Genomic DNA, 15564 nt, shown 5'->3' with positions numbered 1-15564 from the left:
AAGGAATTGCCCGAGGGCTATCCCTGCGCATGGATCACGGCACCCAGTACCTCTCAGACCATTTTCAGAACCAGATCAAGTTCTGGGGGATCACTCCCAGCTTTGCCTTTGTTGCCGAACCCCAGACCAATGGAGTTGCCGAACGGTTCAACCGCACCTTGAAAGAGCAGGCCATCTATGGCCGGGTTTTCCGTAACATCACCGACGTTCGCGAAGCCGTGATGACCTTCGTGGAGCTTTACAACAGCGAATGGCGTGTTGAGAAAAACGGCTTCAGATCACCCGATGAAATCCGTCAGGCGGCGTAAGCTAAACTTGTGTCCAGGGAACCGGTTCCGCTACAAAGGAAGCACTGTCATCTGTTCAATAAATTTGGAAACATCTTCTTGCTCAACATCACGCACTCCATGGCCAATAACGTCTTTGGCGTAAAGATCACAAGCCTTTTTAAGCGTATACCCTGACTGCTCGGCCTCATATAAAATGCTATGAATTTCAAAGCGTAAATTGCAGTCGGTAGAAATAGCTTTGGGAAGTACAAAATATTCTCCTCTCCAAAATGCAACATTTGGCCGTGGCGGATAATATTTTTGCCCAAGCACGATGATACCCACAGGAGTTCGAGAACGATCTTTCTTACTCAATGTTGCAGCATGTTCGATGACTTTGGGAGCCAATCCGTCAGCATCAGGAAGCAAGGAGTCAAAATCTCTCCAAATGCCTTTTTCCTCAAACTGCAATGAGAATTTCTTTTTCACTTTTTCCTTCGTCTGTTCATCCTTCACTTCTTTAACAACATAACCAACCATCGGATCTAGCACAGACTCCAAATAGCCAACTCCAGAAGCAAAGCCGACATCGGTCACTTCATCTTGCTTTATTGTTTTGATAATGACCGAACGTGTTCGCCATGTATAAAGATCAACTATCCCAGAGGCCATTCTCTCAATCGTACGGTCTTTCTCCTTACCGTCTTTGCCCGCAACCCTGATTTTTATTTTTAGATAGTCCAGAGTGTCAGGAGTTTTTTCCCAGATAGGCAAATCCCCATAAAGAATGGCCTTATTCTGTGGAACAAGACTGAAAAGCAGTGTGTCGTGTAATGAAACACCAATCGGAAACGCCATTATTGCCCCCGCCGATGGTGCCGTACCGGTATGTGAAATTTCACTTTTCCCAGTAGAAACAGCAAACGTTTGTGTCGCTAACAGCCATCGTGCAGCGGCTGAAAATGTGATGCTACCGGAATCAGATTCATTCGCATGGTCAAACAGAACCTTAGCTGTATCCGCATTGAATTCAACTGCAAGTGCAGTCCAACTTCTCCATTTATTTGGCTTAAATGTTGGCACCTGCCAGAAAGGGTATTCTGTATCAAGTAACCAGAACCGATCTTTCCACTTCTCCAAATACGCCGATATCTTCTCTTTCGGCAGCCCCTGTCTGAACAGCTCCTTTGCCTGGGCCGGATCAGTCGGCCCCTCCAGAGCCCGGTACAACACCGCCAGAAGAAAGCGGTGCAACGCCGCCACTACCAGCGGCGACGGGTCTTCAATGGCGGCTATTTCCCGTGAACGGAGCAACGTGTCGCTGATGCCCAGTTCATCTCGGTCGCCATTGAGAAATCGGACCGGAATCCATTTCTCAACAACCAGATTGAATTTCCTCATTCATCCCCCTTTCGCTCATAAACCACGCCCAACTCATCATCCAAACGCACCTGCTCATTGACAACCCAGCGTTTCTCTTCATTCAGCATCAATGGATAACAGTTCCGTAGCAGCGACGACTTCTCCCATCCTTTCGGGACGCCAACAGCTTCCGATTTAAGTTGAATTACAACATTTTTTCGGGACAGGCTGACCGACCGCATGAACCACTGCTTGGCCTTGGTAAAATCCGGTGTTTCTCCCTGATCAAAGCTGTCTTCAGAAAACAACGGAATAGCAATTACCGAATCCTTGCCAAGCCGGGTCTGCGCCATAAGGGTTCGATGCACTCCAGAGGTATCCTCGTCGTAAAGGACAAATCGGCTTGGATCGTTCCAGGAGTCATCATCCGGTAGCCCGATAATTGCCTGATTGGCTTGTCCGCGTTTACAGATGTCAGCACCTTCACCCTGCGGTAATGCCTTGTTGAGCCGCGCCAGCAGCGCTTCCGGTACGACGACCTTTTCTTCGTAAACCGCTTCAACCAGCACATCTATTTCATCGGGTAGCGTGATTGTTGTTCTCCCGTCTTTGCGCAACAGTACCCACGTTGCCAATAGCAGGTCTTCCCGATAAAGTTCCCCGCCCCACCAGAGCGGCTTCCCGAATGATGGCGGTTCGTCACCCATTAGGCTGGCTACCACAATTAAGGGAGATGTAATGCCACCTCGCTCGGAATTGTCCCGTTTATGCCGCCACAAGCGCCCTGCCCGCTGTAGCAGGAGATCAATCGGCGCAAGGTCGGTAATGATCAAATCAAAATCGAGATCAAGACTCTGTTCTACGACCTGTGTGGCGATGAGAATTTTCCTGCCGGACCGGTCGCCTTTTTCACCAAACACCGCCAGCGCTTGATCTTCACGCTGCTGCCTTTTGTTGGCCGGAAATCGCGCATGGAACAGGTAGACTTCAGTGCCGTCGTCGAGCCGCTTGCCCACATGTTCCCCGTCACGGCAGATCGTTTTTCCTTTCGGGAATTGCTGGTACAGTTCCTGGGCTCTCTGTACGGTATTGACCAGCGCTAGCCCCATGCCGCCTTTAGCAAGATGTTCCTCAAGCGCCGCCTTGATGCAGGGTAGCTCCGGAGAGATTCCACGTAATTGCACGGTCTGACGACGGTTGGCGTCAGCTTCAAAATGGAGTTGCCGTATCTGTTGATGTGTAGTGAAAATTGAAAGCCGGGGATATGGTTCATCTTTGTCTGGCAGGTGGGCGTGTATGGCATCGGCCAACTGTCGCCGGAACCTTGGCGGCAATGTGGCAGATAAGAGCACCACTGAAGACCCAAGCTCCAATAGCCAGTGAATGAGCTGGATCAGCAACGTGCCGGTATAGGCGTCGTAGGCGTGAATCTCGTCGAATACCACAACCCGGTTTGCCAAACCCCACAGACGGACAAAGTTATGCTTAACCGGCAAAATAGGCACAATAGCCTGATCAACTGTGCCGACGCCGTATTCTGACAGGAGTGCCCGCTTTTTATTGGTAAACCACTCCCCGGCACGGATTTCTCCATTATCATCAGGGTCTCGGATGTCATTGAAGCGAAGATTTTGGTAGGTGTCATTGAGTAGCGCCGCACCGTGGATAAGTTGCAGATCAATCCGCCGGTCGCCCTTCTGGTCCTGGACGAATTTCAGAAGCCGTTTGAACATAGCGTTGCCGGTGGCCTTGGTAGGGAGCGCCACATACAACCCACGATGCCCGAAACGCCGCTGCATTTCCAAGTGGGCGTAAAAAGCGGCTTCGGTCTTTCCTTCCCCCATCGGGGCTTCAACCAGCAAAACGGATGGGCCTTGTAAGGTCGGCAGGGCATCAGCAACGGCACGTTGCAAAGGGCGTGGATCTCCAAAACTGAATACTTGTTCAAACGTTTGCTGTTCAGGAGACAGCGGGGTTCTCGGGTTCCAGCCAATAGCGTCGAGAGCCTGTTCGGCACAAGCTTTTCTTTTTTCAAACCAGCCAGACAAGTCGTCACAATCTTCCGGCGCGCCAAAGTGAAACCAAGTATCATTGGAACCGATCCAATCGGCAAAACTGGTAAGCCCGGAGAGCAACATAAATTCAGGCCCTGACATATCCTGCTTTTCCGGCACATCGGAAGGGCCAATTACTGTCATCAGAGCTTCGAATATTTTCCTACGTGCTTCACTCCAATGCTTCCTTACTGTTTCGGGATACTCCCCTCTGCCTACATATATTTCATGCTCTGCCTTGTCCTTGTCATGCTCGGAAGCACGTTCTCCATGGTGACATCCAACGGCATCGGCAGCCTTCAAGGCCAGCTCTTCTGGCCACCCCAGATCAATTAGAATTTCACTCAAAACAATCTGACTGACATAGGCATGGTTGATTTTGTCATCAGGAACCTTTGGCAAGAGTAAATCTGAAAGATTAGCCCACTTGCACTGAAATCCTGGGCACGCCTTTCCTAGGTCATGACAGGCGATAACAAGAAGAATCCATGGCCTTGCCTTTTCCCACGGCAATCCGAAAATTCTAGCCATTCGTTTTTGTGTCGATTGTGGCTCACGGCCCAGAATTATATCCGCGCATGCGGCAACATCGAGGAGATGCAGTACAAGCGGATGCCAAGATCTGCATACTGACCCAATCAGTTGGGTTGTTTTCCCCCAAAAAAACATTTAACGCCCCCTATTTATGAAGACGAATTCTCATTTTACCTTTCTGCCATGCAACACCAGCATCCCACCCCCCTCTCCACCTCCTTTGTCTCCGTCAGACCTTTTTCAGCTTCAACCAGATCTGCGCCGCCAGCCGGGCATCGTCTAGCGCTCGATGAGGTTGCGCATCCGGTGGCAATTCGCCAAAAAAGTACTGGTAAACGGTTTCGAGCCGGTGATCGGGCAAACGGAGTTTTCTGCGACTCAGCAGCAACGTGCACTCCACCGCATTGGGCAGGGCGAAACCCTGCAGGGCAAATTCGGCGCGCAGAAAGCGGGTATCAAAGACGGCATTGTGCGCCACCAGGGAATATCTGCCGATGAAATCACGGAAGCGCGGGATAACGTCTTCCGGGCGCGGCTGGCCGCGCAGCATGGCGGAACTGATGCCGTGCACGGCCTGAGCGCGTGGATCAATAGCGGCGCCGCCATTCACCAGGGTGCAGAACTCATCGACGATCCTGCCTTGCTCTACCTTGACCGCTCCCAGTTCGATGATGCGGTGGCCCTGCTGTGGCGAAAGCCCACTGGTTTCAACATCAAAGACGACGGCCTTCATGGAATCATAAGCCTTTGCATTGCGTTCACCTCTCACCCAATGGGGCGCCTGCCAACGGCCGCCCCCTGCTTCAAAAGAAAAACCTCTCTAACCTACTCCAGCCCAGAAATATTGCAAGGACTTCATTGTTATTTCCGTAAAAAGCTGGATTGTCTGGCAGCACCGCTGCCGGTGCGGTTACGACGGACGGCACGGCCGGCTATAGCCTTTTTATTCACCTGCCAACATAGCGGAATAACGCTGAATTAAGCCCGAAACGGTCTAAAGCGAAAGGAGCTGTCTGGCTTGAACTGCATGAAATTCATATACAGTTCGACGGCCAGAGCAGACGGCGGAACCATGGCGCCTGTCTGAGATGTGGCTGAAAGGGTTTTGACAGAATTTTTTTCTCTAGCATTTCGTGATCTTACAGATATACGGCTTTTCCCCGTGTTTTTCTGGCACGCATCCCGCAAAAGTCCCTGGGCAAGAACAGCAACCACAAAACAACCGACAATCTGCGTCGTTGATGACCCATCAAAAACCTGCACAGAAGGAGAAACCTCATGAAAACCACGATGAAAGCTGCCCTGCTGAGTCTGACTTCCGTTCTTGCCGCTTCGCCGGTGTTTGCCGCCAGCCAGCGTTCTGACCACAGCGGTCTGCTGGTCTGGTTGTTCCTTGGCTTCTGTGCCCTGATCGTGGTGGCCCAGCTGGTGCCGGCCGTAATGCTGATGCTCGGCATCGTCAAGGGGGTGGCCAGCTCGAAATCGGAGGCCTCCGAGAAGGCTTAAAATTGGCCTTAAACCGCCAGATCCTTGCATGGCCGACCGGAGTCTGCCGACATCATCCAAACAGCAAGGGCACCGCAATGGTTGCGGTGCCCTGAATCAAACCCGAAGGAGATTGCAATGAAAAACCTGCTTAAAACCTCTGCCCTGAAAGCCCTTGTTGCCACCGCCCTGTTGTCGCTGACCGGCGTTTCTTCAGCTTTTGCCGCCTCCACTGCCGGCCGCAGCGATCACAGCGGCATTCTGGTATGGGCGTTTCTCGGCTTTTGCGCCCTGATCGTGGTGGCGCAGCTGCTGCCGGCCCTGCTGGTCATTCTGGGCGTGGTCAAAAGCACCGCCACCGACTCGCAGAAGGCTCATGCCAGCCATAAAGGTCACTGATTTGCCTCTGCGGTCCCAGCCCGTTGTCTCAGGAGAATCCTCATGAACCCCAGCCTTGATGTCATCGTGACCCGTCCGGCGCCGCAGGATGACGCCCAGGCGGAAAGGTTGCGCCAGCTGGTGATTAAAAGCGGCGGCCACCCGATTGAAGTCCGAACGCTGGCCGAAGCCGTTACCGCCCTGCGGCAGAGCGCGCAGCCGCTGGTGCTGCTGAGCGAGCAGTTCGATGGCAGCAGCGCGCTGGAATTGATCGGGCTGCTGCGCCAGTGCAACAAGCAGGCGAAAATCATCCTGCTGGCCGATACCGACAACGTCAGCTTTCTGCGCCAGGCCCGCAGTGCCGGCATCTTTTATCATGCGCTGGAACCGCGCAGCGAAGAGGATGCCCAGGAACTGCTGCTGGCACTGGACAGCGCCGCCGAGCTGTGCCGCGAGCAACAACAGGAACGCCGCCTGTGGCACCGCGTAGCTGACGCGCTGAGCTAGCCGGAGTGTTTTGCCGGCCGCGACAGAAATACAAACTGAAATAAAATAACGGTATTGAACAGATTCACGCCCTGACGTCGCGGTTTTCGTCAGGGCGTTTTTTTATGGGCGGGAACGATTTGGCCGGGCGACGGACTGTCGATCCCGGCCAAAAACGGGTTCAGCCTTCTGTTTGAGCCGTTTCATCGAGCAGCTCGATGAAGGCCTGCAGCAACCGGGTGGCCGGGTGCTGGCGCGGTAACAGCAGGGTCAGGGGCCGGCGCAGATCGACCGGCACGGCCAGCTCGACCAGAAATCCCAGCTGCAGCTCACGCTGCACGGCCAGACGCGACAGGCAACTGACACCCATTCCAGCCTCGACGGCCTTCTTGATGGCTTCGGTGTGACCGAGTTCCAGATACGGCCGCCAGGAACCCAGCCAGGGCAGCAGGGCCGCCTCGCACACCTCGCGGGTGCCGGAACCCGCTTCTCGCAGAATCCAGTCGGCCGCCGCCAGGGCTGTTGCGGCGGGCGCACCGGGCTGAGCCAGCGGGTGCTGCGGCGCGGCGATGACCACCAGCACATCGTCGCGCCAGGGACGGGTCTGCAGCAAGGGGGCGTGGGATGGCCCTTCGATCAGACCCAGGTCGATACGGCCGCGCTCAAGGGCACGTTCCACCTGCCGGGTATTGCCCACCAGCAGGCTGGCGCTGGCTGCGGGATACCGGCGCGAGAAGTCCGCCAGCAACGCCGGCAACAGATAGTTGCCAATGGTGGTGCTGGCACCGATGCGCAGCAAACCGCGCGGTTGCGCGCCCGATTCACTGAGTAGCTGGTCAAAAGCGGCCGCTGCCTGCACGATCTGCCGCGCCGGCTCCAGCAGCAGCCGACCACGGTCGTTGAGCAGCAACCGCCGCCCCTGGCGCAAAAACAGTGGGCCTCCGGCTTGCTGTTCCAGCTCGGCCAGGGCCATGCTGACAGCCGACTGGCCCAACAACAGGGCTTCAGCGGCGCGCGTCACCTGACCGCAGGCCGCCACCTGGCAGAAGATTTCCAGTTTGCGCAGGGTTAGCGCCATGGGCCCGGACCTCCAACCATCAATCCAATTGATCCTTCCAGTCAAAATTACCGATTTTTTATTTCGCGGCCGGCCTGCTAGGCTGGGGTTCATTCCGTTACCAACGCCAGGGAGGCTGCCATGACCCGCGAACACATCCGCCCATTGCTTTTCATTTTGCTGCTGGCCAGCTGCCTGCTGCCCATCGTCGGCACCGGCACGGCTCTGGCCGGCGGCATCCTCTTCAGTCTGGTGCTGGGCAATCCCTGGCCGGTGCGAACCGCCCTGTGGAGCCGTCAGTTGTTGCAGTGGGCCGTGGTCGGGCTGGGCTTCGGTCTGGCCATTGGCGAGGTCTGGACGGTGGGCCGCAGTTCGCTGGGCTACAGCCTGGTCGGCATTGTGGTCACACTCACTCTGGGTTGGCTGCTGGCGCGCCGCTTTCCGCTCTCGGGCACCACGGCGGCTCTGATTGCCTGCGGCACGGCCATCTGCGGCGGCAGCGCCATCGCCGCCCTGGCGCCGGTGCTGCGCTCGCGCGATGACGAAACCGCCGTCGCCCTGGCCACGGTATTCACCCTCAACGCCGTCGCCCTGCTGCTGTTCCCGCCTCTCGGCCATCTGTTTGATTTAAGCCAACAGCAGTTTGGCATCTGGGCGGCGTTGGCCATTCACGATACCAGCAGCGTGGTCGGCGCGGCTGCCGCCTATGGCCCACAGGCCCTGGCCACCGGCACCGTGGTGAAACTCAGCCGCGCCCTGTGGATCGCGCCGCTGGCCTTCGCCGCAGCGCTCTACCTGAAATCGGAGCAGCGGGTGCGACTGCCGCTGTTCATCGTCGGCTTCATCGCCGCCGCCAGCCTGCACGCCCTGCTGCCCCAGTATGCCGTGCTGTGGCAGGGCCTGGCCGGCGTGGCGCGGCAACTGCTGGTGGTGACGCTGTTCCTCATCGGCGCGGGGCTGAACCGGGCGCTGCTGCAGCGGGTCGGCGCGGCGCCGCTGGCCCTGGGAATCAGCCTGTGGCTGCTGGTCGGTTCGTTAAGCCTGGCAGCCATCTGCGCCGGCTGGATCTGACCGCCCTCAGCCCAGCGCCACATCCAGCGTCATCATCAGGGCAAAGCCACACATGGCACCGACGGTAGCCAGATCGGTGTTGCGCGCCAGCTGCGATTCGGGAATGACCTCTTCCACCACCACATAGATCATGGCGCCGGCTGCGAAGGACAGGGCATAGGGCAACAGCGGCTGCATCCAGATGACCGCCAGCGCGCCGATCACACCCGCCACCGGTTCGACCATGCCGGAAAGCTGACCGTACCAGAAGCTTTTGCCGCGTGACACCCCTTCGCGCCGCAGTGGCACCGAAACGGCGGTGCCTTCGGGCAGGTTCTGCAGGCCGATACCCAGCGCCAGCGCCACCGCGCCGGCCAGCGAGGCCGACGGCAGATCGGCCGCCAGGGCACCGAAAGCCACACCCACTGCCAATCCTTCCGGTATGTTATGCAACGTCACCGCCAGACACAGCAGGGTGCTGCGGCGCCAGCTGGTGCTGATGCCTTCGGCTTCGCTGGTAGGAAAGCCCAGATGCAGGTGCGGCAGCAGCTTGTCGACGCCCCACAGAAACGCGCCACCGCTCAAAAAACCGATCACCGCCGGCAGCCAGGGCGTCTGACCGGCATTCTCGGCCATCTCGATAGCCGGTGCCAGCAGCGACCAGAAACTGGCGGCGATCATCACCCCGGCAGCGGCACCGAGCATGCCATCGAGGACCTTGCGATGGATGGTCTTGAAAAAAAATACCAGGCTGGCGCCCAGAGCGGTCATGCCCCAGGTGAACAGGGTGGCCAGCGAGGCTTGCTGAACCGGACTTAATGCCATGAACCATTGCACCATGGAAATCGTCTCCGCAAAAAGGGGTTGGCTGCGCCTCTCAGGGTGAGGCCGGCCGACAGATCAGGGACGGGTCATCGCCAACGGATCAATCCACTGGTCGAACTGCTCCGCCGTCAGCCCCTCGGCCAGCGCCGCCTGCCGCAGGGTAAGGCCCTCGTGGTGAGCCTTTTTGGCGATGGCGGCAGCCCGGTCGTAACCAATGTGACGGTTGAGGGCCGTGACCAGCATCAGGTTTTTGTCCAGATTTTCGCGAATACGCTGCGGGTTCGGTTCGATTCCGCCCGCGCAGTGATCGGTGAAAGCGCGACAGGCATCGGCCAGCAAGCCGAGACTTTCCAGCACATTGTGCACCATCACCGGCTTGTAGACATTGAGCTGGAAGTTGCCCTGGCTTCCGGCGAAGGCCACGGCGGCATCGTTGCCGAACACCTGCACACACACCATGGTAAGGGCTTCGCACTGGGTCGGATTGACCTTGCCCGGCATGATGGAGGAACCCGGCTCGTTTTCCGGAATGATGAGCTCACCAACACCGCAGCGTGGCCCGCTGGCCAGCCAGCGGACATCGTTGGCCATCTTCATCAAACCGCCGGCCAGGGTGCGCAAGGCGGCCGAGCACTGCACCAGGGCATCGTGTGCCGCCAGGGCGAAGAACTTGTTGGCGGCACTGCGAAACGGCTGGCCGGTAAGATCGGCCAGACAGGCCGCCGCCCGCTCACCGAACTGCGGATGGGCGTTGAGCCCCGTGCCGACGGCGGTGCCACCAATGGCCAGGTCGCACAGGCCGGGCAGGCTGGCCCGCACGGCGGCCAGACCGAAATCAATCTGCGCCACCCAGGCGCCAACTTCCTGCCCCAGGGTGATGGGCGTTGCATCCTGCAGGTGAGTGCGGCCAACCTTGACCAGGGTGGCGTAGGCGCGGGCCTTGGCGTCGAGGCTGTCGCGCAGGCGCCCCACCGCCGGCAACAGATCACGTTCAATCTCGGCCACCACGGCAATGTGCATGGCCGTCGGGAAGGTGTCGTTGGACGACTGGCCACGGTTGACATGGTCATTGGGATGAACCGGGCTCTTACTGCCGAGCTGGCCGCCCGCCAGTTCGATGGCGCGATTGGCTATCACCTCGTTGGCGTTCATGTTCGACTGGGTACCGGAACCGGTCTGGAACACCACCAGCGGAAAATGGCTGTCGAGACGGCCATCAATCACCTCATCGGCCGCCCGCGTGATCAGCTGCGCCAGTTCGGCCGGCAGCTCGCCCAGTTCGGCGTTGGCCTGGGCGGCGGCCTTTTTCAGCAGGCCAAGGGCGCGGATAACCGGCCGTTGCCAGCGGAAGCGGGCCACGCCAATGGGAAAGTTTTCGATAGAACGCTGGGTCTGGGCACCCCAGTAGCGGTCGGCGGCCACGGCGATCTGGCCCATGGAATCGGATTCGAGACGGGTCGGGGACATCTGGGCTTCCCTCCGGGTGCGGGTTAATAACAGGCTTCGCGGTAATCCGGTACCTGATGGTACCAAGGCTGCCGCCGGGCCGCCAGCAGGGCGGCACGGGTTTCGTCGATCAGGCGCTGGCGATCCTTCGGGTAGCTGCCGGCCAGCAGCAGAAAATTCGACACATGGTTCGAGCGCAGAATGGTCTGACGCGGTTGTAGCGCCTCCAGCAGCCAGAGCGCCTCCGTCAGGATATCGCCGTGGCTCAGGGGTTCGATACTCCTGAAATAGGCATCGTTGTGACGCCGGAACAACGTCAGCAGGGAAAAGTAGGCCGGCGACAGCTGGCTGATCCAGGCTGCGGTGGCCTGGGCGTGCTCCTGGCTGCGGGCACGGCCGGCCAGGCCGAGAATGGCGGTGACCGACAGCTTCAGGCCGGCCTGTTGCGCCTTCTGGCACAGTTGCAGCATGGTAGCGCTGTCATAGCCCTTGGCGGCCAGCTGCAGGGTCGCGTCATCACCGCTTTCCAGACCGAAATAGAGAATGCGCAGCTTTTTCTGGCGCAGCTGCTCCAGCTCGGCCGGGCTTTTCCCGGCCAGGCTGCGCGGCGAGGCGTAGGCGCCAACCCGCTGCACTGCCGGCAGGCGTTGGGCCAGGGCATCGAGCAAACCCAGCAGCGCCGGCTGATCGTAGCTCAGCGCGTCACCATCCGCGAGAAAGACGCGCCGGATCAGTGCCCGATAGAACGGCGGAATCGCTTCGAGCTCGGCCACCAGCTCGGCCAGCGGGCGCTGGCGATAGCGCTTAGTTTTGTACATGCCGCAAAAGCGGCACTGATTCTGACTGCAGCCGAGGGTCGCCTGCACAATCAGGGAATCAGCCTCCGACGGCGGCCGGAACAACGGATAATCGTAAGGGAAAAAATCCATCGGCAGATCAGACTCCGTAACAGCAGGACTTCAGGCCAGCAGCGCCTGGATCGCTCAGACCGTGCCGCGCCGGCAACGCTGTTCCAGCAACCGCAGCGCCTGCCGCGCCTGCTCGGCCAGCAGCGGATCACGGGCCAGGTCGGCCGCCGCCAGATAATACTGGTAGGCACTGAAATCACAGTTTTTTTTCAGCAGCAGGGTCTGGCCGGCCAGCATAAAAGCCTGGGGCAGCAGGGCATCGCTGGGCCGTTCGGCAATGAAACGACGCAGCAGGCTCAGGCAGGCGTCGGCATCGCGCTGTTGGTGCAGAAAGCCGGCCAGCGCCAGCAGCGCCGCCGCCGGCAGCCCCTGGCGCTGCTGGCGGCTAAGGCGGAAATACAGAGCGGCAGCCTTGTCGAAGCGCTGCTGCTGCAGCAGCGCCAACAGCGCTGCGGGATCAGCCGGCGCAGCACTGTCCTGCTGCTGAGCGGTCTGACGGGCTTCATGACGGTAATGCTGGCGCCGCGCCAGCCCCGGCAGGCGATCGGTGGCAGCGGCGATCGCCAGGCCGGCGATGAAGCCACCGATATGGGCTCCGTGGGCCACCCCGCCAGCGCTGCTGCCGGCAAACAGAAACGGCAGCAGGTTGTCCACCACCAGATAGAATCCCAGCACCAGCCGGGCCGGCAGAAACAGGCTTTGCATGAAAAAAGGAAACAGAAAAACGAAGGTCTTGACCCGGTTGCGCCGGAACCAGAGGAAATAGCAGCCCAGCACGCCGGAAATGGCGCCCGAAGCGCCCACCAGCGGAATGCGCGATGCGGGCGTGAACAGGGCGAAGAACAGCGTCGCCGCCACGCCACAGAGCAGATAAACCAGCAGATAGCGCAGCGCTCCGAGGCGGTATTCGACATTGTCGCCAAAGATCCACAGAAACAGCATGTTGCCGGCCAGATGGAGCAGGCCGCCATGCAGGAACAACGATGTCAGCAGCGTCAGCAGCGACGGGTCGGCCGGTTTGAAGCCATACTGGTAGACCAGCGCCTCGTAGGCACTGAGATGACTGAGCACCAGCTGCAGCTGTGCCGGCGTGCGCACCCCCAGGGCATGGAGATACTCGTGTAGCCAGGGGCTGGTCAGATCCGGCGCGCTGTGCGCCAGCGGCAGGCTGACAAGCAGATAGACCGCCACATTGAGGGCGATCAGCCCCGTGTTGACCCAGGCCCGGCCGGGCGGATTGGGGCTGTCGCCCAACGGCAGAAACATTCCCTGTCCTTTCTGTCCATGTCACACGGTTATCGCTGCCCGGCCATCAGGCAATAGCGGGTTTGCGTTCCCGACGGTCGGGAGGATTGCATTTCAACCGCCAGTCAGGCTATCTTCGGCCGACGCCGGCGTCCGCGGCCGCCGGCGCAAGGAATCTCCCGGCCCATGCCGCCTGCAGGAAACCACCATGAATCTGCTCTATGCCCTCGACCTGCTCGGCACAGCCGCCTTCGCCGCCTCCGGCGCGCTGGTCGGCGTGCGGCGGCAGATGGACCTGTTCGGTGTGCTGGTGCTGGGTCTGGTTACCGCTATCGGCGGTGGCACCCTGCGCGATCTGCTGCTGGGTGCCATTCCGCCCTTCAGCCTGCAGGACGAAACCTATCTGTACATTTCCATCGGCGTGGCGCTGCTGACCTTCGTCGGCCACCGCCGCATCGAAGAACTGGCCCATCCGCTGCTCTACCTTGATGCCGTCGGCCTGGCCACCTTTGTCGTCATCGGCACCGAAAAAGCCATGGCCTTCGGCAGCGGCTTTCTCGGCGCGGTCACCCTCGGCGTCATGACCGCTACCGCCGGCGGGGTGCTGCGCGATGTGCTGTCCAACCAGGTACCGCTGATCCTGCAGCGTGAAATCTACGCCTCGGCCTGTTTTGCCGGTGCCGCCCTGCTCTATCTGCTCAAGCTGCTGCACTGGCCGCGGCCGCTGGCCGTGCTGCTGGCGGCGGCGCTGGTCATCGGCCTGCGCCTGCTGGCCATCCGCCACAACTGGGCGCTGCCACGGGCCGGCCAGCCTGAATCTTCCCCTCAGCAAGACTGATCCCTTAAGGAGAACGCCATGCCAAGTTCCCGCCACTGCATCCGTCTGACCGGCGCCAGCGCCCCCATCGCCGTCGGCAAAATCGTCTGTCTGGCCCGCAATTACGTGGCCCATGCCCAGGAGCTGGGCAACGAGGTGCCGGCTGAACCGGTGCTGTTCATCAAACCGGCCAGCAGCCTGCTGGCCGACGGCGGCCAGATTCGCATCCCGCCCTATTCCAGCGACTGCCACCATGAGGTGGAACTGGCGCTGCTCATTGGCCGGTCCGGTCAGGCCATAAGCGCCGCCAACGCCATGGAACTGGTCAGCGGCTACGGCGTGGCCCTCGACATGACCCTGCGTGATACCCAGAACCGCCTGAAGACCAAGGGCCTGCCGTGGGAACTGGCCAAGGGCTTCGATACGGCCTGTCCGTTGTCCGATTTCGTGCCGGCCGACCAGGTGAGTGATCCCCACCAGCTGCGCATCCAGCTGCGCGTCAACGGTGAATTGCGCCAGGACGGTTGCAGCGACTGCATGATCCACCGCATTCCCCAGCTGCTCAGCTTCATCAGCCAGGCCTTCACCCTGGAGCCCGGCGACATCGTGCTAACCGGCACACCAGCCGGTGTCGGCCCGGTGGTATCGGGCGACGTGCTGGAGGCCAGCATCGACCAGGTGGGCCAGCTGCGCGTCAGCGTGGCATGAAACCGCGCGTTGCCCTGATCGGGCCGGGCCGGCTGGGCCAGGCCCTGACGGCGCTGCTACGGCGGGCCGGCTATCCCGTTGTCGCCGTGATCGGCCGCGACGCCGCCCGCAACCGCGCTGCCGCCCGCTTCATCGGTCTGCCCGACGAGGTCGCCGGCACGGAACTGACCGCCGCTGCGGCCGCTGACATCCTGCTGCTGTGCGTCGCCGACGATGCCCTGCGGCCCCTGGCCCAAGCCCTGCACGCCAGCGGCATCCTGCGACCGACCCATCTGTTGATTCATTGCAGCGGCCTGCACCCGGCCGACATCCTGACCGGCAGCGGCGGCTGCGCCCGTCTGGCGCTGCACCCGCTGCAGACCTTTGCCACGGCCGAGCAGGGTCTTGCCAATCTGCCCGGCAGCTTCATGAGTTTGCAGGGGGAGGCGACGGCCCTGGCCGCCGGCGAGCAGCTGGTGCGGGATCTGGGCGGCCACCACCTGATCCTCAGTGCCGAACTCAAACCCCTCTACCATGCGGCAGCCTGTCTGGTGTCGAACTATGTCACCAGCCTGATTGCCTGCGCCTGCGACCTGCTGGCCGAAGCCGGTCCGGCCCGCCAGCATTTTCCCCAGGCCTTCGCCCCACTGCTGCACAGCGCCATCGCCAACAGTTTGGCCCTGGGTCCGGAACAGGCCCTCACCGGCCCCATCGTGCGCGGCGACGCCGGCACCCTGGCCTGTCACCTGCAGGCCATCGCAGCGCAGCACCCGGCGCTGCTGCCACTCTACCGCGCACTGGCGGATCAGACCCTGGAGCTGGCGGGCCGCAGCGGCCGGCTGGCCGAGGCGGACCGTCAGCGGCTGGCAGCTCTGCTGCACAACCCTGCGCCTGCGTCGCCGGGCTCGGCGCTATCGGAAATCTAGCCGTTGCGGCTTGCGCCAAAAACATCCGGCGGGCT

The 15564-nt window shown here is 60.3% G+C and carries 16 protein-coding genes; 8 read left to right on the top strand and 8 right to left on the bottom strand.

The window, feature by feature from the left end; translation table 11 throughout:
• The coding region (locus BLR80_RS02250) for an integrase core domain-containing protein (protein ID WP_143012066.1) at window positions 1-308 on the top strand (308 nt) is incomplete at its 5' end.
• 30 nt (window positions 309-338) lie between these two features.
• On the opposite strand, the gene casA is transcribed toward BLR80_RS02250, so the two are convergent.
• From casA to BLR80_RS02235, 3 genes are all read right to left on the bottom strand, one after another.
• Entirely contained in the window at window positions 339-1670 is a 1332-nt protein-coding gene (gene casA, locus BLR80_RS02245) for a type I-E CRISPR-associated protein Cse1/CasA (RefSeq protein ID WP_092075818.1), read from the bottom strand.
• Window positions 1667-4354 (bottom strand): CRISPR-associated helicase/endonuclease Cas3, encoded by a 2688-nt coding sequence (locus BLR80_RS02240; protein WP_092075816.1) that lies wholly within the window; start codon window positions 4352-4354, stop codon window positions 1667-1669. The genes casA and BLR80_RS02240 overlap by 4 nt, the downstream gene beginning before the upstream one ends.
• Window positions 4355-4448: 94 nt before the next feature.
• Window positions 4449-4952 carry a 3'-5' exonuclease gene (locus BLR80_RS02235; RefSeq protein ID WP_092075814.1) on the bottom strand — a complete coding sequence of 168 codons (504 nt, stop codon included), beginning with the start codon at window positions 4950-4952 and terminating at the stop codon, window positions 4449-4451.
• 545 nt (window positions 4953-5497) lie between these two features.
• On the opposite strand from BLR80_RS02235, the gene BLR80_RS02230 reads away from it, so the two are divergent.
• The 3 genes from BLR80_RS02230 (at window position 5498) to BLR80_RS02220 (ending at window position 6589) form a co-directional block, all read left to right on the top strand.
• Window positions 5498-5725 (top strand): hypothetical protein, encoded by a 228-nt coding sequence (locus BLR80_RS02230; protein ID WP_092075812.1) that lies wholly within the window; start codon window positions 5498-5500, stop codon window positions 5723-5725.
• A 117-nt stretch (window positions 5726-5842) separates the two neighbouring features.
• Window positions 5843-6103, top strand: coding sequence for a hypothetical protein (locus BLR80_RS02225; protein WP_245691294.1), 261 nt, complete (start codon window positions 5843-5845; stop codon window positions 6101-6103).
• Window positions 6104-6145: 42 nt separating this feature from the next.
• Window positions 6146-6589, top strand: a complete 444-nt coding sequence (locus BLR80_RS02220; RefSeq protein WP_092075810.1) for a response regulator — start codon at window positions 6146-6148, stop codon at window positions 6587-6589.
• A gap of 160 nt (window positions 6590-6749) precedes the next feature.
• Here the strand turns inward: BLR80_RS02220 and BLR80_RS02215 are convergent, their stop codons facing one another.
• The gene (locus BLR80_RS02215; protein ID WP_092075808.1) at window positions 6750-7646 is read right to left on the bottom strand and encodes a LysR substrate-binding domain-containing protein; all 897 of its coding nucleotides are present in this window, start codon (window positions 7644-7646) and stop codon (window positions 6750-6752) included.
• Between the two features lie 120 nt (window positions 7647-7766).
• On the opposite strand from BLR80_RS02215, the gene BLR80_RS02210 reads away from it, so the two are divergent.
• Window positions 7767-8696, top strand: a complete 930-nt coding sequence (locus tag BLR80_RS02210; RefSeq protein ID WP_092075806.1) for a YeiH family protein — start codon at window positions 7767-7769, stop codon at window positions 8694-8696.
• 6 nt (window positions 8697-8702) lie between these two features.
• Here the strand turns inward: BLR80_RS02210 and BLR80_RS02205 are convergent, their stop codons facing one another.
• The 4 genes from BLR80_RS02205 to BLR80_RS02190 all read right to left on the bottom strand — a co-directional run bounded on the left by BLR80_RS02205 (window position 8703) and on the right by BLR80_RS02190 (window position 13120).
• Window positions 8703-9512 (bottom strand): ZIP family metal transporter, encoded by an 810-nt coding sequence (locus tag BLR80_RS02205; protein WP_092075863.1) that lies wholly within the window; start codon window positions 9510-9512, stop codon window positions 8703-8705.
• A gap of 63 nt (window positions 9513-9575) precedes the next feature.
• Window positions 9576-10967 carry a class II fumarate hydratase gene (gene fumC / locus BLR80_RS02200; RefSeq protein WP_092075804.1) on the bottom strand — a complete coding sequence of 464 codons (1392 nt, stop codon included), beginning with the start codon at window positions 10965-10967 and terminating at the stop codon, window positions 9576-9578.
• 23 nt (window positions 10968-10990) lie between these two features.
• Complete coding sequence (locus tag BLR80_RS02195) at window positions 10991-11875, bottom strand: radical SAM protein (RefSeq protein WP_092075802.1); 885 nt, start codon at window positions 11873-11875, stop codon at window positions 10991-10993.
• A 54-nt stretch (window positions 11876-11929) separates the two neighbouring features.
• A complete protein-coding gene (locus BLR80_RS02190; protein WP_092075800.1) occupies window positions 11930-13120 on the bottom strand; it encodes a rhomboid family intramembrane serine protease in 1191 nt (396 codons plus the stop codon).
• Window positions 13121-13307: 187 nt separating this feature from the next.
• Here BLR80_RS02190 and BLR80_RS02185 point away from each other — a divergent pair, with 187 nt between their 5' ends.
• Genes BLR80_RS02185 through BLR80_RS02175 form a run of 3 tightly spaced genes read left to right on the top strand, consistent with a single transcriptional unit; the run spans window position 13308 to window position 15529 of the window.
• Window positions 13308-13937: a trimeric intracellular cation channel family protein gene (locus tag BLR80_RS02185; protein WP_092075798.1), complete on the top strand. Its 630-nt coding sequence runs from the start codon at window positions 13308-13310 to the stop codon at window positions 13935-13937.
• An 18-nt stretch (window positions 13938-13955) separates the two neighbouring features.
• Window positions 13956-14624, top strand: coding sequence for a fumarylacetoacetate hydrolase family protein (locus BLR80_RS02180; RefSeq protein ID WP_092075796.1), 669 nt, complete (start codon window positions 13956-13958; stop codon window positions 14622-14624).
• A complete protein-coding gene (locus BLR80_RS02175; RefSeq protein WP_092075794.1) occupies window positions 14621-15529 on the top strand; it encodes a Rossmann-like and DUF2520 domain-containing protein in 909 nt (302 codons plus the stop codon). The genes BLR80_RS02180 and BLR80_RS02175 overlap by 4 nt, the downstream gene beginning before the upstream one ends.
• The last annotated feature ends 35 nt before the right edge of the window (window positions 15530-15564 follow it).

This window comes from Desulfuromonas thiophila, from assembly GCF_900101955.1.
Lineage (GTDB): Bacteria > Desulfobacterota > Desulfuromonadia > Desulfuromonadales > Desulfuromonadaceae > Pseudodesulfuromonas > Pseudodesulfuromonas thiophila.
This window is presented reverse-complemented; position numbering and strand designations above follow the sequence as displayed.